The sequence below is a fragment of the Frankia sp. CpI1-P genome (assembly GCF_001421075.1).
Lineage (GTDB): Bacteria > Actinomycetota > Actinomycetes > Frankiales > Frankiaceae > Frankia > Frankia torreyi.
The window spans coordinates 59,426-83,925 of record NZ_LJJX01000018.1 but is presented as its reverse complement, the minus strand read 5'-3'; the positions used below and the strand labels follow the sequence as shown (position 1 = coordinate 83,925).

At 72.3% G+C, this 24,500-nt stretch carries 11 protein-coding genes and 21 pseudogenes; 5 read left to right on the top strand and 27 right to left on the bottom strand.

Annotated elements, in window-relative coordinates; all coding sequences use genetic code 11:
- Nucleotides 1-141 precede the first annotated feature (141 nt).
- Nucleotides 142-426 (bottom strand): hypothetical protein, encoded by a 285-nt coding sequence (locus FF86_RS14140; protein WP_044885287.1) that lies wholly within the window; start codon nucleotides 424-426, stop codon nucleotides 142-144.
- 332 nt (nucleotides 427-758) lie between these two features.
- On the opposite strand from FF86_RS14140, the pseudogene FF86_RS14135 reads away from it, so the two are divergent.
- Together FF86_RS14135 and FF86_RS48345 are read left to right on the top strand one after the other, a co-directional pair.
- Nucleotides 759-1,505, top strand: a pseudogene (locus FF86_RS14135) (CobW family GTP-binding protein); the annotation flags it as partial.
- Between the two features lies 1 nt (nucleotide 1,506).
- A partial coding sequence (locus tag FF86_RS48345) for a GTP-binding protein (protein ID WP_242418748.1) occupies nucleotides 1,507-1,787 on the top strand: 281 nt, incomplete at its 5' end.
- Between the two features lie 70 nt (nucleotides 1,788-1,857).
- Here the strand turns inward: FF86_RS48345 and FF86_RS14130 are convergent.
- The 7 genes and pseudogenes from FF86_RS14130 to FF86_RS62395 form a co-directional block, all read right to left on the bottom strand.
- Nucleotides 1,858-3,282 (bottom strand): pyruvate kinase, encoded by a 1,425-nt coding sequence (locus FF86_RS14130; RefSeq protein ID WP_055409231.1) that lies wholly within the window; start codon nucleotides 3,280-3,282, stop codon nucleotides 1,858-1,860.
- Between the two features lie 278 nt (nucleotides 3,283-3,560).
- Nucleotides 3,561-3,782, bottom strand: a pseudogene (locus FF86_RS62400) (metal-binding protein); the annotation flags it as partial.
- A gap of 1 nt (nucleotide 3,783) precedes the next feature.
- Nucleotides 3,784-3,935 (bottom strand): annotated as a pseudogene (locus tag FF86_RS48340) (CHAD domain-containing protein); the annotation flags it as partial.
- A 1-nt stretch (nucleotide 3,936) separates the two neighbouring features.
- Nucleotides 3,937-4,036: pseudogene (locus tag FF86_RS48335) on the bottom strand (hypothetical protein); the annotation flags it as partial.
- Between the two features lie 36 nt (nucleotides 4,037-4,072).
- Nucleotides 4,073-4,863, bottom strand: a pseudogene (locus FF86_RS48325) (CHAD domain-containing protein); the annotation flags it as partial.
- A 1-nt stretch (nucleotide 4,864) separates the two neighbouring features.
- Nucleotides 4,865-4,995: CYTH domain-containing protein (locus FF86_RS48320; RefSeq protein WP_242418751.1), on the bottom strand; the 131-nt coding region annotated here is incomplete at both ends.
- Between the two features lie 20 nt (nucleotides 4,996-5,015).
- Nucleotides 5,016-5,093, bottom strand: a 78-nt coding sequence (locus tag FF86_RS62395) for a hypothetical protein (protein ID WP_255355792.1), incomplete at its 3' end; no start/stop codon positions are given.
- 1,089 nt (nucleotides 5,094-6,182) lie between these two features.
- Here FF86_RS62395 and FF86_RS48315 point away from each other — a divergent pair.
- From FF86_RS48315 to FF86_RS35860, 3 pseudogenes are all read left to right on the top strand, one after another.
- Nucleotides 6,183-6,925, top strand: a pseudogene (locus FF86_RS48315) (ABC transporter ATP-binding protein); the annotation flags it as partial.
- A 1-nt stretch (nucleotide 6,926) separates the two neighbouring features.
- Nucleotides 6,927-7,331, top strand: a pseudogene (locus tag FF86_RS48310) (ABC transporter ATP-binding protein); the annotation flags it as partial.
- 1,079 nt (nucleotides 7,332-8,410) lie between these two features.
- A pseudogene (locus tag FF86_RS35860) lies at nucleotides 8,411-8,983 on the top strand (hypothetical protein); the annotation flags it as partial.
- Here the strand turns inward: FF86_RS35860 and FF86_RS14105 are convergent.
- From FF86_RS14105 to FF86_RS66310, 19 genes and pseudogenes are all read right to left on the bottom strand, one after another.
- On the bottom strand, nucleotides 8,936-9,730 hold the full coding sequence (locus FF86_RS14105) for a thioesterase II family protein (protein WP_044885282.1): 795 nt from the start codon (nucleotides 9,728-9,730) through the stop codon (nucleotides 8,936-8,938). The pseudogene FF86_RS35860 and the gene FF86_RS14105 overlap by 48 nt on opposite strands.
- Nucleotides 9,684-9,842 (bottom strand): annotated as a pseudogene (locus FF86_RS66395) (hypothetical protein); the annotation flags it as partial. The pseudogene FF86_RS66395 and the gene FF86_RS14105, both read right to left, overlap by 47 nt.
- A 1-nt stretch (nucleotide 9,843) precedes the next feature.
- A pseudogene (locus tag FF86_RS66390) lies at nucleotides 9,844-10,974 on the bottom strand (cyclic peptide export ABC transporter); the annotation flags it as partial.
- Nucleotide 10,975: 1 nt separating this feature from the next.
- Nucleotides 10,976-11,267 (bottom strand): annotated as a pseudogene (locus FF86_RS66385) (ABC transporter transmembrane domain-containing protein); the annotation flags it as partial.
- A 1-nt stretch (nucleotide 11,268) separates the two neighbouring features.
- A partial coding sequence (locus FF86_RS66380) for a twin-arginine translocation signal domain-containing protein (protein ID WP_396229883.1) occupies nucleotides 11,269-11,399 on the bottom strand: 131 nt, incomplete at its 3' end.
- A gap of 3 nt (nucleotides 11,400-11,402) precedes the next feature.
- Nucleotides 11,403-12,450: pseudogene (locus tag FF86_RS66375) on the bottom strand (condensation domain-containing protein); the annotation flags it as partial.
- Nucleotide 12,451: 1 nt separating this feature from the next.
- Nucleotides 12,452-13,043: pseudogene (locus tag FF86_RS66370) on the bottom strand (phosphopantetheine-binding protein); the annotation flags it as partial.
- 1 nt (nucleotide 13,044) lies between these two features.
- Nucleotides 13,045-13,563, bottom strand: a pseudogene (locus tag FF86_RS66365) (hypothetical protein); the annotation flags it as partial.
- Nucleotide 13,564: 1 nt separating this feature from the next.
- A pseudogene (locus FF86_RS66360) lies at nucleotides 13,565-14,166 on the bottom strand (AMP-binding protein); the annotation flags it as partial.
- 1 nt (nucleotide 14,167) lies between these two features.
- Nucleotides 14,168-14,247: pseudogene (locus tag FF86_RS66355) on the bottom strand (hypothetical protein); the annotation flags it as partial.
- Nucleotide 14,248: 1 nt separating this feature from the next.
- A pseudogene (locus tag FF86_RS66350) lies at nucleotides 14,249-14,913 on the bottom strand (AMP-binding protein); the annotation flags it as partial.
- Between the two features lies 1 nt (nucleotide 14,914).
- Nucleotides 14,915-16,829, bottom strand: a pseudogene (locus FF86_RS66345) (condensation domain-containing protein); the annotation flags it as partial.
- 34 nt (nucleotides 16,830-16,863) lie between these two features.
- A partial coding sequence (locus FF86_RS66340) for a hypothetical protein (protein ID WP_396229882.1) occupies nucleotides 16,864-16,994 on the bottom strand: 131 nt, incomplete at its 3' end.
- Between the two features lies 1 nt (nucleotide 16,995).
- Nucleotides 16,996-19,313 (bottom strand): condensation domain-containing protein (locus tag FF86_RS66335; RefSeq protein WP_396229873.1); only part of this gene is annotated, 2,318 nt, incomplete at its 3' end.
- The gene (locus tag FF86_RS66330; protein WP_396229881.1) at nucleotides 19,310-20,512 is read right to left on the bottom strand and encodes a polyketide synthase dehydratase domain-containing protein; all 1,203 of its coding nucleotides are present in this window, start codon (nucleotides 20,510-20,512) and stop codon (nucleotides 19,310-19,312) included. The genes FF86_RS66335 and FF86_RS66330, both read right to left, overlap by 4 nt.
- A 133-nt stretch (nucleotides 20,513-20,645) precedes the next feature.
- Nucleotides 20,646-20,795 (bottom strand): annotated as a pseudogene (locus tag FF86_RS66325) (hypothetical protein); the annotation flags it as partial.
- Between the two features lies 1 nt (nucleotide 20,796).
- The coding region (locus FF86_RS66320; protein WP_396229880.1) for a hypothetical protein at nucleotides 20,797-21,022 on the bottom strand (226 nt) is incomplete at its 3' end.
- Between the two features lie 11 nt (nucleotides 21,023-21,033).
- A pseudogene (locus FF86_RS66315) lies at nucleotides 21,034-21,420 on the bottom strand (SDR family NAD(P)-dependent oxidoreductase); the annotation flags it as partial.
- Between the two features lies 1 nt (nucleotide 21,421).
- Nucleotides 21,422-24,499: pseudogene (locus FF86_RS66310) on the bottom strand (type I polyketide synthase); the annotation flags it as partial.
- Nucleotide 24,500 lies beyond the last annotated feature (1 nt).

Here is a 24,500-nt window from a genome sequence, read left to right as displayed (position 1 = left end):
CTGGCTGCAGTCAAGGGCGCCCGTTCTACGATTTTACGACGGCAGCGGCCGGCTACTCAAAACCGCCACCGCAGGATAACCGCCTCGGCCGGGTCCGGAAGCGGATCGATACAGGGCCGCCACCCGCAGGCAACCGAGCTGTCAGGACGGGACCTGCACCGCGAAGACCTGCTCGTGGTCCGCGGGTGTCCACATCCAGCCGGCGCCCGTTCGCGAGCCCAGCATCTCGGTCGCGTTCACCGGGTACGGCTCGTCGGGATTGGTCATCCCCCAACGTTGCGCGATCGTCTGGGCGGTACTGCGGGCGGTGGCAATGGCTTCCTGCTCGTCCGCATACACTCCGATGATTCTCAGCGCCGGGTCCTCTATCATGCCGCACTCGATGCAGCCGACCTTGCAGACGAGCCAGTTGAGCTTGCTGCTCACGGGAATTTCCTTCCGGAGTATCCGCGGACGCCGGTCACGACTGGACTTCTCGACCGCCGGGCCTCGGCGCTGCCGCCCGCGCGCCGATCCTAGCAAGCAATCCGACGACAACCTTCGGGCTCGGCGATGCTTTTCCACTCTGGTNGCGGGGCCTTATGGCTCCCCGCGAGGTTCCCATTTGTGAAGCACCCGGGGCGGGGCGGCTCGTGGCCGCCGGGTCGACGGCCGGCCCGGGTGGATAGTCTTCGTGGCCCGAGCCCGGGATCCGCGCACCAGGCGATGCGGATCGCGCCACCGGCGCGGTGCGGCCCGGGAGGGGGAGGCGGGCAGGGATGGGTGTGCGGGTACCCGTGATCGCGCTTACCGGCTACCTGGGCGCGGGAAAGACGACGGTGCTCAACCACCTGCTCCAGGCGCCTGGGGCGCGCCTCGGGGTGGTGGTCAACGACTTCGGCGCGATCAACGTCGATGCCGCACTGGTCACCGGCCAGGTGGACGAGCCGGCCTCGATCGCGGGTGGCTGCCTGTGTTGCCTGCCGGACACGGACGGCCTGGACCAGGCGCTGGCGAAACTGACCCATCCGCGGTTGCGGCTGGACGCGGTGATCGTGGAGGCCAGCGGCGTGGCCGACCCGCCGCATCTCGCCAGGCTCATCCGGTTCAGCGGCGTGGACCGCGTACGCCCCGGCGGTCTCGTCGACGTGGTCGACGCCGCCGCCTACTTCGACACCGTCGACACGGGCGGCCTACCGCCGGCCCGGTTCGCGTCGGCCTCACTCGTCCTGATCAACAAGACTGACCGGGTTCCGCCGGCGCACCGCGCCGAGACGGTGGCGCGGATCGCCGGCCGGATTCGCGCGAGCAACCCCCACGCCCACGTCGTCGAGACCACCCATGGCCGCATCGACCCGGTCCTCGTGTTCGACGCCGCCAGCCCGCACGACCCGGTCGACGAACTCCCGCTCGCGGCCCTGGCCCGGCACGACCACGACGGCGACCACGACGGCGAGCCGCACCCGCGCGTCAACGCGGTGACCGTTCCCGCCACCGGCCCGGTCGATCCCGGCCGGCTGGTCGACNTGCTTGAGGACCTGCCCGCGGACATGTACCGGCTCAAGGGCACCGTGACCGTGGACACCGGGCGGAGCCTGCGCGGCCACGTCGTGAATGTCGTCGGACGCCAGATCCACGTCGCGGCCAGGCCCGGGACCGGAAATCCCAGCGGTCTGGTCGCGATAGGCATGCATCTCGACCGGTCCACCGTCCGCACCCGGCTCGAGGCGGCCCTGGAGCCCTGCACCGGCCGCCCCGCCGCGGACGGGGTGCGCCGTCTTGCCCGCTACCGCCGCCTGAGCTCCTGAGGACCCGCCCGCACTCGGTGCCATCCGGACCTGGCCGACCCGAGAACCGGCGGCCGGCCAGCGGCGGCCGTCAGAGCGGGACCTTCGGCTCCGCCTGCCAGGAGCGCAGCCGGCGCATCAGGGAGGACTTCTTGTGCTGGTGGGCGCCCATCCGACCGAGCAGGTCGGCAAGCAGGGCGACGGCGTCGGCGACGTAGGGCCCCTTGTTGAGCATCACGCACTCCGCCCGTTCGGACATCGCCGCGTCGGTGATCTCGGCACGGGTGGGCTGGCCGGTGCGGGCGAGCTGGTCGAGAACCTGGGTGGCCCAGATCACCGGGACGTGCGCGGCCTCGCACAGCCAGAGGATCTCCTCCTGCAACTCGGCGAGCCGGCGATAGCCGCATTCGATGGCCAGGTCCCCGCGGGCGATCATCACGCCTACCCGCCGGTCGCGCAGCGCGGTGAGCAGGATCTGGGGCAGGTGCTCGAAGCCCTGCAGGGTCTCGATCTTGATGATGATGCCGAGGTCGTCGCGGCCGAGCGCGGCCAGCCGGGACTGCAGGTCCTCCACGTCGTGTGGTCGACGGACGAAGGACAGCGACACGATGTCGGCGTTCGCCGCGACGAAGCCGAGATCGGCCACGTCCTTGTCGGTGAGCGCGGGGATGGGCAGCGTGCTGTCGGGCAGGTTGATGCCCTTCCCGGCACGCAGTCGTCGTCCCTTCGGAGCGACGTCGGTCACCCGCAGGCGCAGGGCGTCCGATTCGGTCGCGATGACGACGGCGCCGATCTTCCCGTCGTCGAACCACACGCGGTGGCCCACGTGCACGTTCTGCAGCGGGAGGGTGCAGCCCACCCGACGCACCCTGCGACCCGACGCCGACCTCGCCGGCCCCGTCGGCTGCGCTGGCCCCGTCGGCTCCGGATCGCGGGCGAGGAGCAGTTCGTCACCCGCGTGCAGGCGGTGCGGCTCGTCGCCGTCGGCGACCGTGGTACGAGGCTTCGGGCCGGCGAGGTCCATCGCGACCAGGCAGGATCGACCGGTCTCGGCCGCGGCCCGGCGGACATTGTCGATCATCTGATTCCAGGCGGGCGGGCCGTCGTGCGCGGTGTTGATCCGCGCACAGTCCATACCGCGTTCGACGAGCTCGCGGACCAGCCCGTAGTCGTCCGCGGCGGCCGCCGGCAGCGTCACCATGATGCGCGCCGTGCGGCCGACCGGTGGCGGACCGAACAGGGCGTCGGTGTTCGCCGTCAGTAGCTGGCGTCCCTGCGCGAAGGTGAGCCAGTCACCGGTTGGCGGGCTGGTCGCCTCGCCGTCCAGCGCGCGCAGGGCGCGCAGCACCGCCTCGATCGTGGCCCGGACGTGACCCTCCGCGCGGCCGAGAGAGGACAGTCCGGCCTCGGAAAGCCGGACCTGCAGCTCGCGGACGTCGTGCTCCCGCAGAGCCACATAGTGCAGCAGGTTCTCCGCGCTACGCACATGCCCCGGGTACACCCGCGACAGATCCACCGCGTGATCTTCCGAATAACGGATCAGATCGTCCCGCAAGGTCGTGAGGGCGACGGTCAGATCGGCCGAACATTCGGATTCGCCCGCACGTTTGCTATCGACATCACAGGTCATCGCAACGCCCCCTCGGGGTGGCCTGACTCCACGAGCAGATTTTGCTTGTGGCCCGATCCTGCACACCCCGGACGGGATGTGCAGGGAGTCGGACGGCGGGCAAGGGCGAGACGTTCGGCACGGTGCCGTCGCCCGCCGTCGCCCGCCGTCGCCCAGCCGTCCGGTCAGCGCAGCCAGCGGCGCACCGGGGAGCGGCGCAGCTGGCTCCACAGGGCGGCGAAGTCCCGCTCGGCGGCACGGAGCCGACTGATCTGGATACCCAGCAGGACGCCGTAGGTCAGTGGATCGCCGTCGCGTTCGTGGGAGACCTGCGCGGCCCATCGACGCAGCAGGCCGGTGGCGACGATCGCGTCCTGATGGTCACCGAGAAGGTTCTGCGCCTGTTCNGCGAAGGCCGCGACGGCGAGGGCGTCGGTGCCGTAGAGCGGGACGAGGGCCTCGGCGGCGTAGCGCACCTGCTTGGCCTGCTTGCGGGCCTGGTGGTAGAGAAGGTCGCGGGCCGGGCCGGGCGGGGTGGCCTCGATGGCGGTGACCCGGCGNGCGAGCTTGTGGCCCGCCCGGTGGGCGAGTGGGAGCAGGACGTCACGGGCGGGCCGGGCCGCGGCGCCTTCGTAGGGTGTGGTGACGAATGCGCGCAGATNGGTGACCAGCCGTAGGTAGGACTCTGCCCGCAGGNCCGCCAGCGTCTCCTCGCGGGAGCGGGCGAGGTCGGCGGTCAGCTGCCCGGCGATGTGTTCGGCGACCGGGCCGACCACCAGGTCGGCGGGCAGCGCGGCGAGCTCGGCGGTGAGGTGCTCGAGCATGACCTCGCGATCACGGCTGCCGGACAGGGCCGAGGCCAGGTCACGCAACCGGCCGGCGAGGTCCTCGGCGACGTCGGGGTCGAACAACGGCGCGAAGGTGCGCAGCGTGCTGCGCAGCCGCCGGCAGGCGACCCGCATCCGGTGGACGGAGTCGGGCTCGTCGAGGCGCACCCGTGGATCGGCCTCGACCAGCGCGTCCACCTGGCTGACCAGGTAGGCGCGGATCACCGCGCCCGCCGGGGACCTGCCCCGCAGCCGCGTGCGGCCGCGGTCGGTGGACGTCGGGCGTGGGCTCGTGCCCAGCACCCGGGCCAGTTTCGACGCGTCCCCCGCCGGGGCGGCACCCGCCTCGATCAGCGTCCGGCCGGCCAGGTCCAGGATCTTGGGGTCGGTGTCGCCGATCAGCTCGGTCTCGATCTCCCGCCACGCCTGTAGTTCGGTGGTCGAACCGAAGGTCGCCGAGTGGACCTGATCGTCGGCGATCTCGACGAGGTCCCGGCCGCCGGCATCACGCAACCGCCACACCGTGCGCTCGGTTGTGATCTTCGCGATGGGCCGCAGGTCGCTCGGGCGCACGTGGATCAGGACCAGGTCGGCCAGGTCGCCGGGAGGGACCGCGGAGTCGTTGAGCGGTCGTTGGACCTCGAGTCGTTCGTCGGAGCGCNCCGGCAACTTCAGGTGCCAGCCCGCGTCGTGACCGCCGGTGCGGCGGCGCAAGGTGATCTGGTTACGCGCCAGCCGCAGGTCGTCGGAGTCGTAGTAGACAGCGTCCAACGTCACGGTCCGGGGAGCGGTCNCCTCCGCCNCCCCGGCCANCCGGTCCCAGGCCGGCGCGCTGAAGGCCGGTCCGACCTCGTACTTGTACTCGACCTCGTGAACTGTCTTGGCGCCCATCCTGCCCTCCGGCGAACACCCGATGTGTCATGTCCAGCTGACGTCGAGCGGGGTCAGCGCTCCGAGACCCGGCTGGGCACCCCGGCACCNTCCATGTTCGGCCGATGGACAGGCCCCGGACAGCGGCGAATGTCCCCCTTCACCTGGACGTTCGGCTCTGGCCTGACACAGCGGCCCTGGCCGCGGGAAGGCCTCGCCGCGGGAAGGCCTCGCCGCGCGCATGACGCGCCATCCGGCGAAACGCATCGTGGTTGCCGATCACCAGTCGTCAATGCTAGGTTGCTGTGCACCGGACATGGAACTTCAAGTTCCAAGTTCAGAGTTCAGATTTCAGAGTTCAGAGGTTGCGATGTCTCCGGACGGGACGAGGAGCGGGGCCCAGCCCCGGGAGCTGAGCGGCCTGAGCCGCAGAAGTCGCCGCCGGTCGGGGCAGGAGACCGAACGGCGGATGCTGCGTGCGGCCGTGGACATGGTGAACCGCACCGGGCTGACGGTGAGCCTGGACCACATCAGCATGGAAGACGTCATCCGGGACGCGGGTGTCTCGCGCAGCGCCGTCTACCGTCGCTGGCCGTACAAGGACCTGTTCGTCATCGANGTGGTGCGCGAGCTGGCCCGGCACGCCACCCCCACGATCGAGCACGACGAGGTGGCCCTGCTGCGACGGGTGCTCGCCGAGCGGCCGAACTGGTTCGAAACACCCGAGCTCCGGCGGGATCTCGTCGTCACGCTGTTCCGCGAGCTGGCTCTCCTCGACTTCCAGATCGTCTACGAGTCCGCGGACTGGCGAACGTATGTCGCGCTGCATGCGACGTTTCTGAGCCTGACCGACAGTGAGCTGCGTGACGNGGTCGGAGCGGCGCTCGCCCAGTCCGAGCGGGACCACACCACCCGGGTCGCGCGGTCCTGGGAGCANCTTGCGGCGCTGTTCGGCTACCGGCTGCGGCCCGGCCTCGCGNCCACCTTCGAGACGCTCGCAAGCCTGCTCGGCGCCAGCATGCGGGGGCTGTTCCTGATGGCGCTGTCCAACCCGGACATCGCCGCGCAGCGGATGACGGCGCGCCCGTTCGGCGCGTCGGAGCCGGGCGAATGGTCGCTTCCGGCCTTCGGCGTCGCCAGTATCGCCTCCGCCTTCCTGGAGCCCGACCCGGCGGTCGACTGGGGCGAGTCACGGATCATCGACGTCCGTCACGCGCTGGAGCGTTGGACGGTTCCCGACTTACCCGCCGACGACCCGGGAGACGAGGACATGCCAGGCGACCCCAAGGTGACGCGAGAGGAGCGCACATCTTGACGGCACCCGCTATCCGCGCCGTCGGACTCGGCAAGCGTTACGGCGAGTTCCACGCGCTGCGAGATCTCGACCTGGAGGTCGCCCGCGGCGAGGTCCTCGGCTACCTGGGCCCCAACGGGGCCGGGAAGACGACGACGATCCGGCTGCTGCTGGGGTTCGCGCGGCCGACCTCCGGGCGGGCCGAGATCTTCGGGTACGACTGCCAGCGCCGGACCGTGGAGGCCCACCGGCACCTGGCGTACGTTCCCGGCGAGGCCAACCTGTGGCCGTCGCTCACCGGAGCCGAGGCGCTGCACCTGCTGGGACGGGTGCAGGGCAGGGTCGACGCCGCCTACCGCGACGAGCTGATCGAGCGCTTCGCCCTCGACCCGTCGAAGAAGGTGCGGGCCTACTCCAAGGGCAACAAGCAGAAGGTGCTCCTGATCGCCGCCCTGATGAGCCGTCCGGACCTGCTCCTGCTCGACGAACCCACCAGCGGGCTGGATCCGCTCATGGAGCAGGAGTTCCGGCGCAGCGTGCGGGAGGCGCGCGACGCCGGNCAGACGGTGTTCCTGTCGTCGCACATCCTCAGCGAGGTCGAGGCACTGTGCGACCGGGTGAGCATCCTGCGCGAGGGACGCCTCATCGAGATGGGAACACTGGGCGAGATGCGCCACCTGTCCAGCCTGACGGTCGAAGCCACGTTCGACGGTGTGCCCCCCGACCTGACCCGCGTGCCCGGCGTGACCCGGGTGGTGGTGGACGGTCATCGCGCCCGGCTGGACCTGAGGGGGCCGATCCAACCCCTCGTCGACGCCCTCACCGGCTCGGGCGTGCGGGAGCTGCTCAGCCGCGAGCCCTCACTGGAGGAGCTGTTCCTCGCCCATTACGGGCCGGACGGCGCCGCGCCGGACCAGTCCCCGGCGGCCGGGAAGGTCCCGGCCCCCGCGAAGGCCCGGACATGACCGAGCTGACCCTCCCCCGACCCGGCGTTCTGCGACCCGCCGGCGGCGGTCCCCGGCTGGTGGTGGCCGGTCAGGTGTCCCGCCGCGCCGCCCGGTCGGGCGCGCTGTGGGGCCTCGTCTTCGCCCTGTTCATCGTCGTGCAGACCGTCACCTACACCTCGGAGTACGACACCCAGGCAGCACGCGATCAGATGGCCCGCGTCTACGGGACGAACGCCGGCATGAACGCGATTTTCGGCCAGGCGGACGCCATCAACACCATCGACGGATGGGTCACCTGGCGCTTCGTCGGCATNGTGGGCCTGCTCGGGTCGGCGTGGGGTGTGCTGACCGCCACCCGTCTCCTGCGCGGTGACGAGGAGTCCGGGCGCTACGAGCTGCTGTTGGCCGGTCAGACGACGCGCCGCCGTGCCGGCGGTCAGGCGATCGCCGGGCTCGGCGTGGGCCTGGCGGCCATGTTCGTGCTGACCGCGCTGGGGACGATCGCCGTCGGTCGGCGCTCCACCGTCGACTTCGGCCTCGGCCAGTGCCTGTACCTCTCGGTCACACTCGTGGCCGGCGCGGCGATGTTCCTCGCCGTCGGAGCCCTCGCCTGCCAGCTCATGGCCACCCGGCGTTCCGCCGCGGCGATGGCGGGCGGGGTGCTGGGCGTCGCGTACGCCCTGCGGATGGTGGCCGACTCGAACCCGAGCGTGCACTGGCTGGTGTGGCTGAGTCCGCTCGGCTGGCTCGAGCAGGTCCGCCCGCTGACCGAGCCGAATCCGACGGCGCTGCTCCCCGCGCTTGTCCTGCTGGTCGGGGCCGCCGCCCTGGCCCTGCACCTGGTCGGCGTCCGTGACGTCGGGACGGCGGCCCTGCCCGACCGGCACTCCGCACGGCCCCGCCTGGCCCTGCTCGGCGGCCCGACCAGGTTCGCCGCGCGCCTGCAACGGCCGGTGGCGCTCGGCTGGCTGCCCGTGATCACCGCGTTCTCCGTGCTCCTCGGCGCGGTCGCCGAGTCCTCGACGGAGGATGCCACCGGTTCGAAGGACGTCGAGCAGGCGATCGGACGGCTCGGCGGACACGGGTCGTCCGCCGCNCTCTACCTTGGCCTCACCTTCCTCGTCGTCGCGCTCCTGGTCGCGCTGGTCGCCGCCGGGCAGAGCACGGCCATCCGGGCCGAGGAGGCCGAGGGGCATCTGGACAATCTTCTGGTCCGTCCCGTGCGCCGGGCATCGTGGCTCGCCGGACGGCTGGGACTGTCCTGCCTTCTGCTCGTCGCCGCCGGCCTGCTCGCGGGGGTCGGAGCCTGGGTGGGGACGGCCGGTCAGGACGACACGGTGCGTCCAGGTGCGCTGGTCACGGCCGGGCTGAACGTCGTCCCGCCCGGGCTGCTCCTGCTGGGTCTGGGCACCCTGGCGTTCGGTGCCTGGCCACGGCGCACCTCGATGGTCGTCTACGCCTACCTGACCTGGTCGGTCCTCGTCGAGTTCGCGGGAGGCACCGTCCACCTCAGTCACTGGCTGTTGGACACGTCCGTCTTCTTCCACATGGCCCCGGCTCCCGCCGGCGGCCCCGACTGGTCGAGCGCGGCGATCATCACCGGCCTCGGGGTGGTGGGCGCGCTACTCGGCGGTCTGCTGTTCTCCCGTCGTGACCTGAAGGACGAGTGAGGCGCGCGGTAACAGCCCCAGGTCCTGGGCGACCGAAGCCACCAGTCGGGTCGCGGCAGAATGCAGGAAGAAGTGGTCGCCGGGGAACATTTCCAGGCGCGATCCCCGACGTGACAGCCCGTGCCATTCATCGAGTTCCGACGGTGGTACCAGCCGGTCCTCGGTCCCACCGAAGATGGTGATGGGGACGTCGAGCGGCGGCCGCTCACGATACCGATAGGTCTCGACGAGCGAGAAGTCCGCCCGCAGCGTCGGCAGCATCAGCTCCATCAGTTCCCGGTTCTCCAGGAGCACCTGCGGCGTTCCGTTGAGCCGGCGCAGTTCACGGATCATCGCCGCGTCCGAGGCCGCATGGATCGGCGGCCGGCCGGACTGCCGCCCGGGCGCGGACTTCGCCGCGACGAACAGGTGCGCCGGTTGCGCCCCTCCCCGCTCGCGCAGCTCCATGGCCAGCTCGAACGCGATGAGTGCCCCCATACTGTGACCGAAGATCGCGAAGGGGCGGTCGAAAGCGGGCGTGAGCCGATCCGCGAGGGCCCTGACCAGGGGTGCGAGCCGCAGGAAGGGCGGCTCCTGCAGGCGCCGTCCCCGGCCGGGCAGTTCCGGCGCGCAGATGTCGAGCGCCTCGGGGGCGATGTCCGACCAGCCACGGTAGACCGCGGCCCCACCCCCCGCGTAGGGCAGGCAGAAAAGCCGGAACTCAGCGTGCGGGTTCGGCGCCCGTCCGGCTGACAGCCAGCTGTTCATCGGGGTTCTCCTCCTGTCTGATCTGACCCTGGTCCAGCCGGATGACCCGGTCGGCGACGTGGAAATAGCGGTCGTCATGGCTGATCACGATCACCATCCTGCCGCCGGCCTTNAGCTCCGCCAGGAGTTCGGTGTAGAAGAACTCCTTGAACATCGGGTCCTGGTCCGCCGCCCATTCGTCGAACAGGCAGCACGGACGGTCCTCGAGGTAGGCCGCGAGCAGGGCCAGCCGTTTCCGCTGCCCCTGGGACAGCGCCGTCGTGGAGAACCGGTCGCCCACGATGGCCACCTTGTGATCGAGCGCAAGGCGCTTCAGATGGTGGCGCGCCTTCTCGGCACGGCCGCCGTCCGGCAGGCCGAGCAGGCTGTCGAACAGGAAGAAGTCCGCGAACACGGCGGAGAAGTGCTGCCGGTAGGCGTCCCGGTTCGCCGCCGTGACCTCGGTGCCGTCCACCCGGATCGCGCCGCGTTCCGGGGGATACAGCCCCGTGAGGACCTTGCCGAGCGTCGACTTCCCGCTGCCGTTCGCGCCGACCACAAAAACGATCTCTCCGCGCCGGAATTCCAGATCAAGCGGGCCGAGCACGAACTCCTCCCCCGCCGGTCCCGGATAGCGGTGGGACACACCGCACAACTGCAGCCGTGACCAGTCCGGCGACGCCCCGGCACCGGACCGGTTCGCCGACTCCTCCCGAACGCCGTCATCCCGGTCGCCCTCCTCCCGATCGCCGTCCTCCCGATCGCCGTCCCGCAGCAAGCCGATCCGCTCCTCGATCGTGCCCAGCGCCACGGACGCGCGGCCGAGCATGGGCAGCCAGGTGAGGCCCCCCTGCAGGCTCGAGACCAGGAACAGCACGACGAGCACGCTGTCGGTCAGCGTCTTCGCCGAGATCGCCGTGTACGCGGGCAGGACGAACAGCAGCACCCCGATGAGCCCGAAGAACACGGCCTGCCCGCTGGCCGCCGCGCCCTCGAAGACCGACAGGCCCACGACACTGTGCCGGCGGTAGGAGTCCGCCGTCGCGTTCAGTTCGGTCCCGGCCAGCACCTCGCGCCGCCTGCGGTTGAGCTTCAGCTCCTTGATCCCCTCGGTGACGCCGCGAAAGTGCTCGAACAGAAGGTCCTGCTGTTCCCGGGCGGCGGCGAGGGCGCGCAGGCCGGAGGAGGAGAACAGCCGATAGACGACGACCCCGACCACGACCGCCACGAGTGTGGCGAGAGCGGCCGTCGGCGAGACGATCACCNGGTACACCAGGCACACGATGGTGAAGGCGACGCTGGAGCACACGATGGGCAGCCCGGGCAGCGCGTCGGCGATCACGACCACGTCGTCCGACAACGCCGAGTACAGCGGCGCGGTGCCGATCTTCTCGACGGTGCGCAGCCGGGCGCCCAGAATGTCGTCGACGAGCCTGCGGCGCAGGCCGGACAGGACGCCCTGGGACAACCGGAACAGCAGGTGCTGCGAGACGAACCGGGTCACGACGGTGACCAGGCAGAGCGCGGTGAACGCCAGGATCAGCGCCGCCGAGGCGTCNGCCGGATGTCCGAGCGCCTGGTTGACGACCGCGATGAACGCGGCGCCGGTCGCGCCGCTGACCACGCTCGCGGCGACGGCCAGCAGGAAGGCGCGTCGCGACGATCGCAGCAGATAGCTGAAGAGGATCATCGGTCAGACCGTCTCACCGGCCGGGGCGCCCGGGCGGTCCCGGTGAGCGGTGAGCACGGTCGCCCGGAGCAGGTCGCGCAGCTCCCCGACCTCGCGTTCCGGGTCATCCACCACCAGCCCGAGCAGCGGCGCCCATCGGTCCATGAGCACCGCCATCGCCACGGGATCGATGTGCTCGGACGAGTACAGCCACATGCCGCGCAGTTCGTCGCCGTCCTCGCGCATGATCAGCGTCAGGTCGACCGCGGAGGGCTCCATGGTGATGATGACCTCGGAGAAGACGTAGTCGTCGCCGATGTTCAGCTCCAGCGGCGAGGCCGCCAGACCGTGCAGGTCCAGGGCCGGCACCTCGGCGTTGAGCAGGTTGAACGCGATCGCGAACGGGCTGCGGGCGGCGTCGGTGACCTCGTCGAGAGACCAGACCGGGACGTCCTGATGCCCATAGCCGCCGAGCGTCTCGTCGCGGACCTGGCGGACCAGGTCCCGGAACGTGGGGGCGCCGGACAGGTCCGTCCGCACCAGCAGATGGTTGACAAAGAAACCCATCATCTGCTCGGTCTCCGGCCGGTCGCGCCCGGCCACCGGGAAGGCCACGACGATGTCGTCGCTGTCGGCATAGGCGGCCAGCAGCAGGTGGAAGGCCGCCATCAGCACCATGAACAGGCTCGCCTCCTCGGCCTGGGCGAGCTCGGCCAGGCCCCTGGCCGCCGCGGCGTCGAGCACGAAGCCCCGGGTGTGGCCGGAGGTCGCGGCGATCCGCTGGTGGTCCGGCACGGTCAGGTCCAGCGGGGCCGGAAGGCCGGCCAGGCGCCGCCGCCAGTAGCCGATGTGGTCGTCGAGCGCGCCGTCGGCCAGCCGCCGCCGCTGCCAGGCGGCGTAGTCCAGGTACTGCACCTCGATCTCGGGCAGCCGGGACGGCCGGCCGAGCGTGTGCGCCTCGTACAGCTCGCACAGCTCGCGGACCAGCACGCCGTAGGCCCAGTTGTCGGTGACCAGATGGTGGATCACGAAGATCAGCACGCTCTCGTCCGCGGTCAGCCGCACCAGAGCGNCGCGTAGCAGCGGCTCGTCCCCGATCCTGAAGGCGCGGCGCTCCTCGGTCCCGATCAGCCGGCGCAGTTCCTCGAAGCGGGCGGTCTCGTCGTGGTCCCGCAGATCGACGACGGTCAGCGGCCACCCGCCGGTGGGCCTGGCCGTCTGGTACCAGCCGGCCGGGCCGTCGACGACCCGGATCCGCAGCGCCTCGTGCCGCAGCACGATGTCGTCCAGGCTGCGACGCAGCGCCCTGTCGTCGAGTTCGCCCCTGAGCGTCACGGCGGTCAGGACGTTGTGGTACGGATCGTCCGCGGCCACCGGGTGGTTCGCGCACAGCCATTCCTGGGCGAAGGAGAGCGGGACGGCACCGCCGCGGTCGGCGAGCGGCGCGATGGCCTCCATGGCGGGCGCGTGGACCTCCCGCGCCTCGGTCCGCGCGGCCAGCCGGGCGACGGTCGGGTTGTCGAACAGGTCTCGGATCGGCAGGTGGATCCCGTGCACCGAGCGAAGCTGGGACACCAGCCGGGTCGCCAGCAGGGAGTTGCCGCCGAGTTCGAAGAAGTCGTCGTGGACGCCGACCCGGGCAAGGCCGAGGATCTCGGCGAACGCNGCGCACAGCAGTTCCTCGGCGGGGGTGGCCGGGTCGCGCGACTCGGTCGTGGCCGTGCCGTAGTCGGGGGCGGGCAGCGCGGACCGGTCCAGTTTCTCGTTGGGGGTCAGCGGCAGCTCGCCGAGGAGCACGACGGCGGCCGGGACCATGTACTGCGGCAGCCGTTCGGCGAGGAAGTCCCGCAGCTCGGCCGGGTCGACGCCGCCCCGCACCGACTCCGCGGGCACCACGTACCCCACCAGCCGCCTGTCCCCGGGACGGTCCTCGCGGACGACCACGGCGGCCTGTCCCACCGCCGGGTGGGCGGCGAGAACCGCCTCGATCTCGCCCGGCTCGATCCGGAAACCCCGGATCTTCACCTGGTCGTCGGTGCGGCCGACGAACTCCAGTACTCCTTCGGAGGTCCAACGGACCAGATCGCCGGTGCGGTACAACCGGGCGCCCGCCTCGCCGTAGGGATCGGCCAGAAAGCGCTCCCTGGTCAGCTCCGGACGCTCCAGATACCCCTGCGCGACGCCTNCTCCCCCGATGAACAGCTCGCCGGGGACGCCGGGAGGAACCGGCTTCAGCCCGCCGTCAAGCACATACACCCGAGTGTTGTCCATGGGCCGGCCGATCGGCACGGTCGAGTGCACCGGTCCGCGGGTGGGGTGGCAGGTGGCGAAGGTCGTGGTCTCGGTCGGGCCGTAGACGTGCACGAACCTCGTATCCGGGCAGGTCCGCAGGGCCCGCTCGAACGCGGCGGGCGAGACGGCCTCGCCGCCGGTCCACACCTGGCGCAGCCCGGCGAGGGCGCGGGGGCGCTGCTCGACGACGAGGTTGAACAGCGCGGTGGTCAGGAACGCCGCGGTGACGCCGTGCTCGCGGACCGTCTGCTCCAGCGTCTCCGGGTCGAGCGCACCGGGTGGCGCCACAACCACCCGGCCGCCGGACAGCAGCGGAACCCACAGTTCGTAGGTCGAGGCGTCGAACGCCGACGGCGAGTGCATCAGCACCCGCGTGTGGTCGCCCTGCCGCCATCTCCGGTCCTGGGCGAGCGCGACCACGTTACGATGTGTGACCACCACGCCCTTCGGGGTGCCGGTCGACCCGGACGTGTACATCACATAGACCGGCTGGTCCNGGTCCGGGTCCGGGTCCGGGTCCGAGGCCGGATCCGGATCCGGATGTGGATGTGGATGTGGATCCGTGGCGGGCGGTCCGNCCGCGGCGACGGCGCCCTCGTCGACGGACTCGTCCGCGAGACCGTCCACCGTGATGACGTGGACGTCCTCGTCCACCGGAGGTCTGCGGGCCGAACCGTCCACCAGCAGCACCGAGGCCCGCGTCTCCGCCATGATCATCTGTATTCGGGACGGCGGGTACCTGTCGTCCAGCGGCACGTACACGCCGCCGGCCTTGACGACGGCCAGGACGGACACGACCAGGTCGACCGAGCGTCCCTGCAGGATCGCCACCCGGCTCCCGGCGCGCACCCCGAGTTCCGCCAGCCGCCCGGCCAGCCGGCCGGCCACCGCATCGAGTCGCGCGTAGGTCAGCGTGGTGTCGGCGCCGCGGACCGCGACGCCCCGCGGATCGCGTGCCACCTGGGCCTCGAACAGCTCCCGCAGGGTGGCCCGCGGCAACGGCTGGGCGGTGTCGTTCCACCCGGTCAGCAGCCGGTGCCGCTCGTCCCGGCCGAGCAGGTCGATCCCGGTGATCGGCAGGTCGGGGTCGGCGGTCACCGCCCGCAGAAGCCGGCGCAGCCGGTCCAGCAGGGACTCGACGGTGGTGGGGTCGAAGACATCGGTGTTGAACTCGACCGTGCCGTCGATCCCGCCGTCCCGCGGCCGCTCGGCCAGCGTGAACGCCAGGTCCATCCGGGCGGTGNCGGTGGCCGCGGGCATCGGCTGCACCCGCAGCCCCGGCAGGTCGAGCGCGGCGTCCGGGGTGTTCTGCCAGGCGATCATGACCTGGACGAGCGGGTGGTGCGCCAGGGAGCGGGTGGGGTTGACCGCGTCGACGAGGTACTCGAAGGGGACGTCCTGGTTGGCGTAGGCGTCCAGGCCGGTCTCCCGCACCCGGGCGAGCAGGTCGCGGAAGGTCGGGGCGTCGGCGAGGTCCACCCGCAGGACCAGGGTGTTGACGAAGAAGCCGACGAGGTCCTCGGCAGCGGAGTCGGTGCGCCCGGCGATGGCGGCGCCGATCGGGATGTCCTCGCCGGCGCCCATCCGGCCGAGCAGCGCGGCCAGCGCCGCGTTGACGACCATGAACGTGCTGGACCCACCGGACCGGGCGAGGCTCGTCAGGCCGGCGTGCAGATCGGTGTCCCATTCGAAGGCGAGGGTCCGTCCGCGCAGGGAGGCCTGCGGCGGATGCGGGCGGTCGGTGGGCAGGGCGATCCGCTCCGGCAGCCCCTCCAGCGCCTTGCGCCAGTAGCCGAGCTGGTCGGCCCACCGGCTGCCGGGGCCGTCCTGGTCACCGAGCAGGGCGTGCTGCCACAGCGTGTAGTCGGCGTACTGCACCGACAGCGGCGGCTGGGCCACGGCCCGGCCCTCCCGACGGGCGGCGTAGGCGACGGCCAGGTCACGGCCCAGCGGCGCCAGCGACCACGCGTCGGCCGCGATGTGGTGGACGACCAGCACCAGCACGTGCTCGTCGGGACCGAGCGCGAACAGCCGGGCGTGGATGGGCGCCTCGACGGCCAGGTCGAAGGCGTACCGGGCCGCGGCGCCGACCGCCGCCGCCAGGTCGGCCGCCCCGACGGCGGTCACCTCCAGGCGCGGGCGGCTCTGCTCGGGGCGCAGGATGCGCTGGTACGGCACCCCGTCGGTGTCCGGGAAGACGGTACGCAGCGTCTCGTGCCGGGCGACCACGTCCGCCAGCGCGGCACGCATCGCGTCGACGTCCAGCGGGCCGGTCAGTCGCAGCGCGATCGGAATGTTGTAGGTGGCCGAGGGCCCTTCCAGGTGGTGCAGGAACCACAGGCGGCGCTGGGCGAACGACAGCGGCAGGGGGTCCGGCCGGACCGCTGGACGCAGCGCCGGTCGAGCCGTCCCGGCGCGTCGCAGACACGGGGCCAGACGGGCCACGGTCGGATGCTGGAACAGGGTCCGCACCTGTAGTTCGGCCGCGAAGGCGGTGCGGATCTGGGCGATCAGGCGGGTGGCCAGCAGCGAGTGCCCGCCCAGCTCGAAGAAGTCGTTGTCGATCCCGACCTCGGGCAGGCCGAGCACCCCCGCGAACAGCGTGCACAGCCTCGCCTCGGCCTCGTCGCGGGGCGCGACGTAGTGCGCGCCCAGATCGGTGAGGCCGCCGTCGGGCACGGGCAGCGCCCCGCGGTCGATCTTGTTGTTCGGCGTCAGCGGCAGCGCATCGAGGAACACGAAGACGGACGGGATCATGTAGTCGGGCAGCGTCGCGCCCAGCGCGGCACGCAGCCCGGCAATGACGGCGGGCCGGTCCAGGGCGTCCGCCGTCGGCACGAGGTAGGCCACGAGACGCTGGTCCCCGGGAACATCCTGGCGGATCACCACCGCCGCCTGGCCGACCGCGGGCTGCCTGGCCAGCACGGACTCGATCTCGCCGAGCTCGATCCGGAAGCCCCGCAGCTTCACCTGGTGGTCCAGCCGGCCCAGGAACTCCAGCGAGCCGTCGGACAGCCGGCGGACCAGATCGCCGGTGCGGTACAGCCGGTCGCCCAGACCGGTCTCGAAGGGGTGCGCGACGAACTTCTCCGCGGTCAGCTCGGGCCGCCCCAGGTAGCCCCTGGCCAGACCCGCGCCGCCGATGCACAGCTCGCCGGGNACGCCGAGCGGGGCCGGCCGGTCCAGGTCGTCNAGCACGTGCAGCTCGGTGTTGGCGATCGGTTCGCCGAGCCTGACCGGTCCGGCGTCGATCCGCGCGACGGACGACCAGATGGTGGTCTCGGTCGGCCCGTACATGTTCCACAGGGTCACGCCCGTGGCCAGNAGCCGCTCGGCGAGCTCGGCGGGCAGCGCCTCCCCGCCCGTCAGGACCCGCATCCCGCCTCGGCCCGGCCAGCCGGCATCGAGCAGCATCCGCCACGTGGACGGTGTCGCCTGCATCATGGTGGCGCCGGAGGTCGCCAGCACCGCCGCCAGCCGTTCGCCGTCGGCGGCGACCTCACGGCTGGCCAGGACCACCCGGGCGCCCTCGACGAGCGGAAGCAGAATCTCCAGCATCGAGATGTCGAACGACAGGGTGGTGACGGCGAGCAGCACGTCGTCGGGCTCGATGCCCGGCCGCTCCTTCATTGCCCTCAGGAAGTTCGCGAGCGCCCCGTGCGGGATCTGCACACCCTTGGGACGCCCGGTCGAGCCCGACGTGTAGATGACGTAGGCGAGGTCCGCCGCGGCGACGGGCGCGTGCAGGGGGCCGTCCGACTCCGCGTCGAGCCCGGCCTCGTCCAGGCACAACACCTGCGCCTCGGCCGTCCCCAGTTCGTTCGCCTCGGCCAGCACGCGCCGCCGGGTCACCAGCACCGGCAGCCGGGAGTCCGCCACCATGAACGTCAGCCGGTCCGGCGGGAAGGTCAGGTCCAACGGCACATACGCGCCCCCGGCCTTCAGCACCGCGAGCATCGCCACGACCATTTCGGTCGAGCGCTCCAGGCAGATGCCGACCAGCGTGTCCCGACCGACGCCGAGCCGTTCGAGCCGGTGCGCGAGCCGGTTGGCGCGCCGGTCGAGCTCGCCGTAGGTCAGGACGCCGTCGTCGGCGCGCACCGCCTCGGCGTCCGGCGTCAGCGCGGCCTGGCGGGCGAACCGCTCGTGCGTAAGCAGCGGTTGCGGCCAGTCCCGGCGGGTGTCGTTCCATTCCAGCCGGAGCCGTCGCTCCTGCTCGGCGGTCAGCATCGCAACCCGCGCCACCGGCTCGTCGGGGTCGGCGACGAGCCGGGTCACCAGCAGTTCCAGCTGCTCCGACAGGCGCTGGACGGTGGCCGCGTCGAACAGGTCGCTGTTGTACTCGAGCCAGCCGCGAAGCCCATCCGGCCGGTCGAAGACCTCAAGCGTCAGGTCGAAGCGGGAGGTGACGGTCTCGATCTCGACCGGTTCCACCCGCAGCCCGATCCCGTCGAACTCGGGAAGAGGGATGTTCTGGAAGATGAACGAGACCTGGAAGACCGGGGAGCGCGACAGGTCCCGGCGCGGGTGCAGCTCCTCCACCAGCCGCTCGAACGGCAGCTCCTGGTGCGCGAAGCCGTCGAGGCAGGTCCGCCGGACCCGGGCCACCAGTTCCCGGAAGGTCGGCTCGCCCGACAGGTCGGTCCGCAGGGCGAGCATGTTGACGAACAACCCGATCAGCCGCTCGACCTCCGGCCGGACCCGGCCCGCCACCGGCACCCCGACGACGATGTCGTCCGTGCGGCTGTAGCGGTGCAGCAGCACCCCGAAGGCGGCGAGCAGGGTCATGAACGGGGTCGCACCGGCGCCGCGACTCAGCTCGCGTACGGCGTCCATGGTGTGCGCGGAGAGCCGGAACGGACGCGAGGCCCCGTGGACGCCCTGCACGGCCGGACGGGGACGGTCGGTCGGCAGTTCCAGCGCGGCCGGAGCGCCCTGCAGCGCCTGCGTCCAGTAGGCCAGGTCATCGGCGAGCGCACCGCCGTCGAGCCGCTCACGCTGCCACACCGCGTAGTCGGCGTACTGGACGGGCAGGTCGTCGGGCAGCGCGTTCGCGGCCTCGCCGCCGGCCTGGAAGGCCCCGTACAGCGCGACGAGCTCGGCGAAGGCGACGGAGGTCGACCACAGGTCGCCGACGATGTGATGCATGGTGAGCAGCAGGACATGCTCGTCGGAACGCAGCCGCAGGAACTTCACCCGTAGCAGCGGGCCGGTGCGCAGGTCGAAAGGGCGCGCGAACTCCGCGCGGGCGAGCCTGGTGATCTCGACGTCGCCCTGCGGCCCCGCCAGGTGCCCGCACTCGACGACGTCGAACTCGGGCTCGCCGGTCTCGGCGATCACCTGGACCGGTTCCCCGTCGACCTCCTCGAAGGTGGTGCGCAGCGACTCGTGCCGCCGCACGATCTCGGCGCAGGCCCGCCGCCACAGGTCCAGATCGATCGCACCGTGCAGCCGCAGCGCGCCGGGAATGTTGTAGGCCGCGTTGCCGGGTGTCAGCTGATCCAGGAACCACAGGCGCTGCTGGGCGAACGAGGCGGGGAACCGGCGCAGCGGCCGTTGCCGGCGCTTTCGGTCCTTGAGGCGCTCCGCCAGCAGCGCGCGCTTCTCGGCCGGTGACAGTCCGCCCAGGTCGATGGTGCTCATGCGGTGTCGCCCTGCCGTTTCGTCTCCGCGGCGAGAAGCGCGTGCAGTCGCGCTTCCACCTCCTCGTCGGACAGTCCGTCGATGTCGTCCAGACCGTCCAGACCGTCCGGGGCGCCCAGGTCGGTCGTCTCGCCGTCTTCGGGCAGATCGCGGCTGCGCGCGCGGATCCCCTCCTGCGCGGCGTCCTTCGCCGGCCCCGCCGCCGCGAGCGCGGCGACCGTGCCGGCGACCGTGGGCGTGTCGAAGAAGGTCCGCAGGTTCAGCTCGGTGCCGAACCGGCTCTGGATCTTCGCGCCGATCTGGACGGCGGCCAGGGAGTGGCCGCCGAGGGCGAAGAAGTCGTCGTGGACGCCGACCCGGTCGATGCCGAGCACCTCCTGCCAGATGCCGGCGACCGCCTCCTCCGGGCCCGTCACCGCAGCCACGTACGGCGTGTCCAGGTCGGGCCGCGGATGCGTCCCGCCGATCGGGACGAGCCGCTCCACCTCGCGGGCCAGCAGCGCGGGCGTGATCGACCGGGCCAGCCGTCGCAGGGACGCGGGATCGGTGTGGGCGACCACCAACTGCGCGGGCAGGGACGGCGCGGTCAGGATCCGGGCGAACGCGGCCACGGCGTCGGCCTCGCTCATGCCCTCGCCCAGCGCGCGCAGCGCGCCGGGGACGGCGTCCTCGCCCGCCGCGCCGCCGTCCTGCTCGGCCTCGTCCTGCTCGGCCTCGGCCTGCTCCACGGCGCGCTGGATCTGCCCGAGCAGGCCGTCGATGTCGTTGATCCGCTTGATGGTGAACTCGGTGATCCGGACGAGCGACCGGCCCTGCGGGTCGAGGATGTCGAAGTCGCAGGTCAGGGTCTCACCCGAGGCGTCCACCGCGTCCCTGCGCTCCACCAGGCAGTGGACGGTGCCGGTGAGGCCCGCCGAGACCCGCAGGCTGCGGTAGGTGAAGGGCAGGTAGAAGACGTCCCGCGCGTGGATGCGGGCGGAGGCGCCCGCGACGTCCAGCAGCGCCGGATGCAGGCCGTAGTCGTCGAGGTCGGGCAGGAACTCCTCGTCGAGGGCGAGCGTGACGAGCAGCCGGCCGTCGCCGACCAGGATCCTGCGCAGGCAGCGCCAGCGCGGGCCGAAGGCGAACTCGATCCGACCGCCCTTCTCGACCAGGTCCAGCTTGAACCGGCGCTTGATCTTCTCTTCGGTCTCGATCACCTCGGTGGCACCGAGATCCCGCACGATCGCGTCGAGGTCGCGCACGCGCGCCGCGTCCCGCGCCTGCTCACTGTCCGCGTCGTGGAAGGAGACCAGACCGCTCGCGTGCTCCTGCCAGGCCGGGCCGGTCCCNGTGTCGGCGAGGCTGCGCACGGTGAAACGCAGGCCGCCCTCGTGCGCGGAGACCGTCGTGTAGATCTCCCGGCGCCGCCCGTCCGGCACAATGATCGGCGTCAGGAACAGCACGTCGTGGAGCTCGATGATCCGGCCCCGCGCCTGCTCGNCCACGGCCGCCCGCACAAGCTCCAGATAGGTCGTCCCCGGAACGAGACCGTGCCCCATGATGCGGTGGTCGTCGAGGATCCAGCTGTCGGCCGTGCGCAGGACGGTCAGGTAGGTCCGCGCCTGGTCGGTCCTGCGCACCAGCCGCTGGAGCAGCGGGTGACCGGTCGGTTCCCCGGCCGGCCCGCCGCCGTCACCGCCGAACCGTGCGGCCAGGTCGGCGGCCATCCCGACCCCGNGCCAGGTGTCCCACCCGATGGACGTGAAGGGCGCCCCGGTCGTCTGCCGCTTCCACTCGGCGTACGCGTCCAGGAACGTGTTGGCCGCCGCGTAGTCGCTCTGTCCCGGACCGCCGAGCAGGCCGGTCAGCGACGAGCACAGCAGGACGAAGTCGCACTCGCCGGGGTGCTCCTGACGGCCGAGCACCTGTTCCAGGGCCTGGTCGAGCACCAGCGTGCCCCGGGTCTTGGCCGCCAGCACCGCGTCGGCGTCCTCCCGCGACTTACCCGCGATCATGCTCACGGACGGCCGGCCGGCCGCGTGGACGACCCCGTTCAGGGCGCCGAAGCCCGTGCGCAGGTCCCGCACCGCCCGGACGGTCTGCTCCAGGTCGGTCACATCCGCCTNCAGCACGCGCACGGTGGCGCCCAGCTCCTGCAGGCGGCGCAGCCGGCGGATGCGGACGCTGGTCGGATCCTGCTCGTCATGGGAGTCCAGCCAGGGGACCCACTGCTGCTGCGCGGGGAAGGACGACCGGCCGAGCAGCCCGAGCACGGGGCCGTCGACGGCGCCGGCGATGTGCTCGGCGAGCGCAAGGCCGACCCCACCCAGACCACCGGTGATCAGGTAGACGCCCCCGTCGCGCAGCCGCGCCGGACCGGAGCCGAGCCGGGCCGGGTCGAAGCCGCGGACCCACCAGTGCCGGCCGCGCAACGCCAGCTCGCCGACCGCCTCGTCGACCGCCTCGTCATCGTCGTCGGCGGCGGCGACCCTGCCGAGGAGCGTGCGCACCGCCAGCACCGCCTCCTGGCGCGGCGCCCGCGGGTCCACGCCCGTCACGTCCAGAGTGCGGCACGTCACGCCCGCGACCTCCTGCGGGATCACCGTGCAGAGCCCGAGCAGCGTCGCGTTCTCCGGCTGCAGGGCCTCCTCGCCGGTCACGCTGTGAACGCCGCGGCAGAGCACGTCGATCGCGATGGGGACCGCCGGGCGGGCGTCGTCGATCCCCTGCGCCAGCGCGAGCAGGCCGTCGAAGCCGAGGGCGCGCGCCGCGGCGAACCGGGCCGGGTCGGGCCGGGCGGCGTCCGGTCCGTCCAGGGGGTCGTGTCCGAGGCTCCACAGGTGCACGATGTGGACGGACTTCGGCTCGCGTTCCGCCGGGACCTCGGTCAGCGCCCGCAACAGCGCCCCGTGGTGGTCCCGGCGGGACGGGTCGAGCGACCACGACCCGCCGTCGCGTCGCGGTTCGGCGCCGGTGCCCGCACTCACCCGGACGACCGTCCGGCCCTCGGCCTCCAGCCGCTCGGCGAGTTCCCGCCCCAGCGCGAGATCGGCGCCCAGCACCAGCCACACCGCGGCATCGTCCTGACCGGCGGGCTCCGTCGGCGCGGGCAGTCGCCGCCAGCCGACGCCGGAGAACCCGGCACCGGAGAACCCGGCACCGGAGGACTCCACACCGGAGGATCGGCCGCCGGGCGCACGGGCCTGTCGCGTACCGGCTTCGATCCAGTAGCGCTGCCGCTGGAAGGCGTAGCCGGGCAGCGGCACGCGCCTGCGGTCCTCGCCCGCATAGTGGGCGGCCCAGTCGACCGGCACCCCCGTGCTCCACAGGGCGCCGAGTCCGTTGCGCAGGTGGTCGCGGTCGTCGCGCCGCTGCTTGGGATGCCGCAGCGAGCCGAGCACCGTCCGGCCGTCGTAGGCCCGGTGCCGGCGGACGAAGTCGCCGAGCGACTGCCCCGGCCCCACCTCCAGCATCACCATGGCGGGATCGGCGAGAAGCACGTCCAGGGCGTCGCCGAACCGCACCGCCTCGCGCAGGTGGGCGCCCCAGTACTCCGGGCTGGTCGCCTCCCGGTCGGTGATCCAGGTTCCGGTCACGTTCGAGCAGAAGGGGATCTGCGGGGCGCGCAGGCGGACCCGGCGGACCAGGTCCACGAACGGCGCGACCGCGTCGTCCATGCTCGGCGAGTGGAACGCGTGCGAGGTGCGCAGCCTGCGGCAGGCCACACCGTCGGCGGTCAGCTCCCGGTGGAGGTCGTCCACCGCCCCGGCGGGGCCGGACGCCACGCACAGCCCGGTCGAGTTGACCGCCGCCACGCACAGGTCGTCCCCGAGCCTGGCGGTGAGCTCGCGCTCGGGCAGGAACACCGCGAGCATGGCGCCGGCGGGCATCGCCTGGACCAGGCGGCCGCGCTCGGCGACCAGGCGGACGGCGTCCTCCAGCGAGAACACCCCCGCCAGGCAGGCCGCCGTGTACTCGCCGACGCTGTGCCCGACCATCGCCGCGGGCCGCACGCCCCAGGCGGTCCACAGCCGGGCCAGCGCGTACTCGACCGCGAACATGACCGGCTGGGTGATCGCGGTCTGCTCCAGCCGGCGCGCCGCAGCCTCCCGCGCGTCCGGCTCGTCGTCGGGGACGAACAGCAGGTCACGCAGGTCCGCTCCGAGGTGGCCGGTGAACAGCCGCGCGGTCCGGTCGAGCTCCGCCGCGAACAGCGGCTCGTGGCGGTACAGGTCGCGGGCCATGTCGACGTACTGCGCGCCCTGTCCGGGGAAGAGGAAGGCGACCGGGACCTCGGTTCCGTCGGCCGTGGCGGAGTCGGACCCGCCCGTGCGGTGCAGCCGGCGCAGTGAGGCGACGGCGTCGTCCACGTCCCGGCAGACCACGGCCTGGCGGCGTTCGAAGGCCCTGCGGTTCGCCAGGGTGAAGGCGACATCGCCGAGGTCGGCGTCCGGGTGCGCCGCGAGGTGGTCGGCCAGCCGCCCGGCGTTGGCCGCCAGTGCCGCCGGGGTTCTTCCGGAGATCGGCAGCAGGCGGACCGCCCGCGCCTGGCCAGGGTCGTGAGCCTCGGTCGCGGCGGCCGCACGGCCGGGGGCCTCCTCCAGCACGACGTGCACGTTGGTACCGCCGATGCCGAAGGCGCTGACCCCGGCCCGGCGCGGCGACGTCGCCCGCCGCGGCCACGGCCGCAGGCGCGTGTTGACGAAGAACGGGCTCTTGTCGAGCTCGAGCCCGGGGCTCGGGGCGGTGCAGCCGAGCGTCGCCGGGATGGCCTCGTTGCGCAGCGCGAGAGTGGCCTTGATCAGGGCGGTGACGCCGGCGGCGGCGTCGAGGTGACCGACGTTGCTCTTGACCGATCCGATCGCGCAGAAGCCGGTGTCCTGCGTGTGCTCGCGAAAGGCCCGGGTCAGCGCGGCGATCTCGATGGGGTCGCCGAGCGCCGTGCCGGTGCCGTGGGTCTCGACGTACTCGATGGTGGCGGGATCGACGTCGGCCACGGCCAGCGCCTCCGCGATGACCTCGGTCTGGCCGTCGACGCTGGGGGCGGTGTAGCCGGCCTTGAGCGACCCGTCGTTGTTGACCGCCGTGCCGCGAATGACCGCCCGCACGTCGTCGCCGTTCTCGACGGCCTCGCTGAGCCTGCGCAGCACGACGATGCCCACGCCGTTGCCCGGCACGGTGCCGCCCGCGCCCTCGTCGAACGCN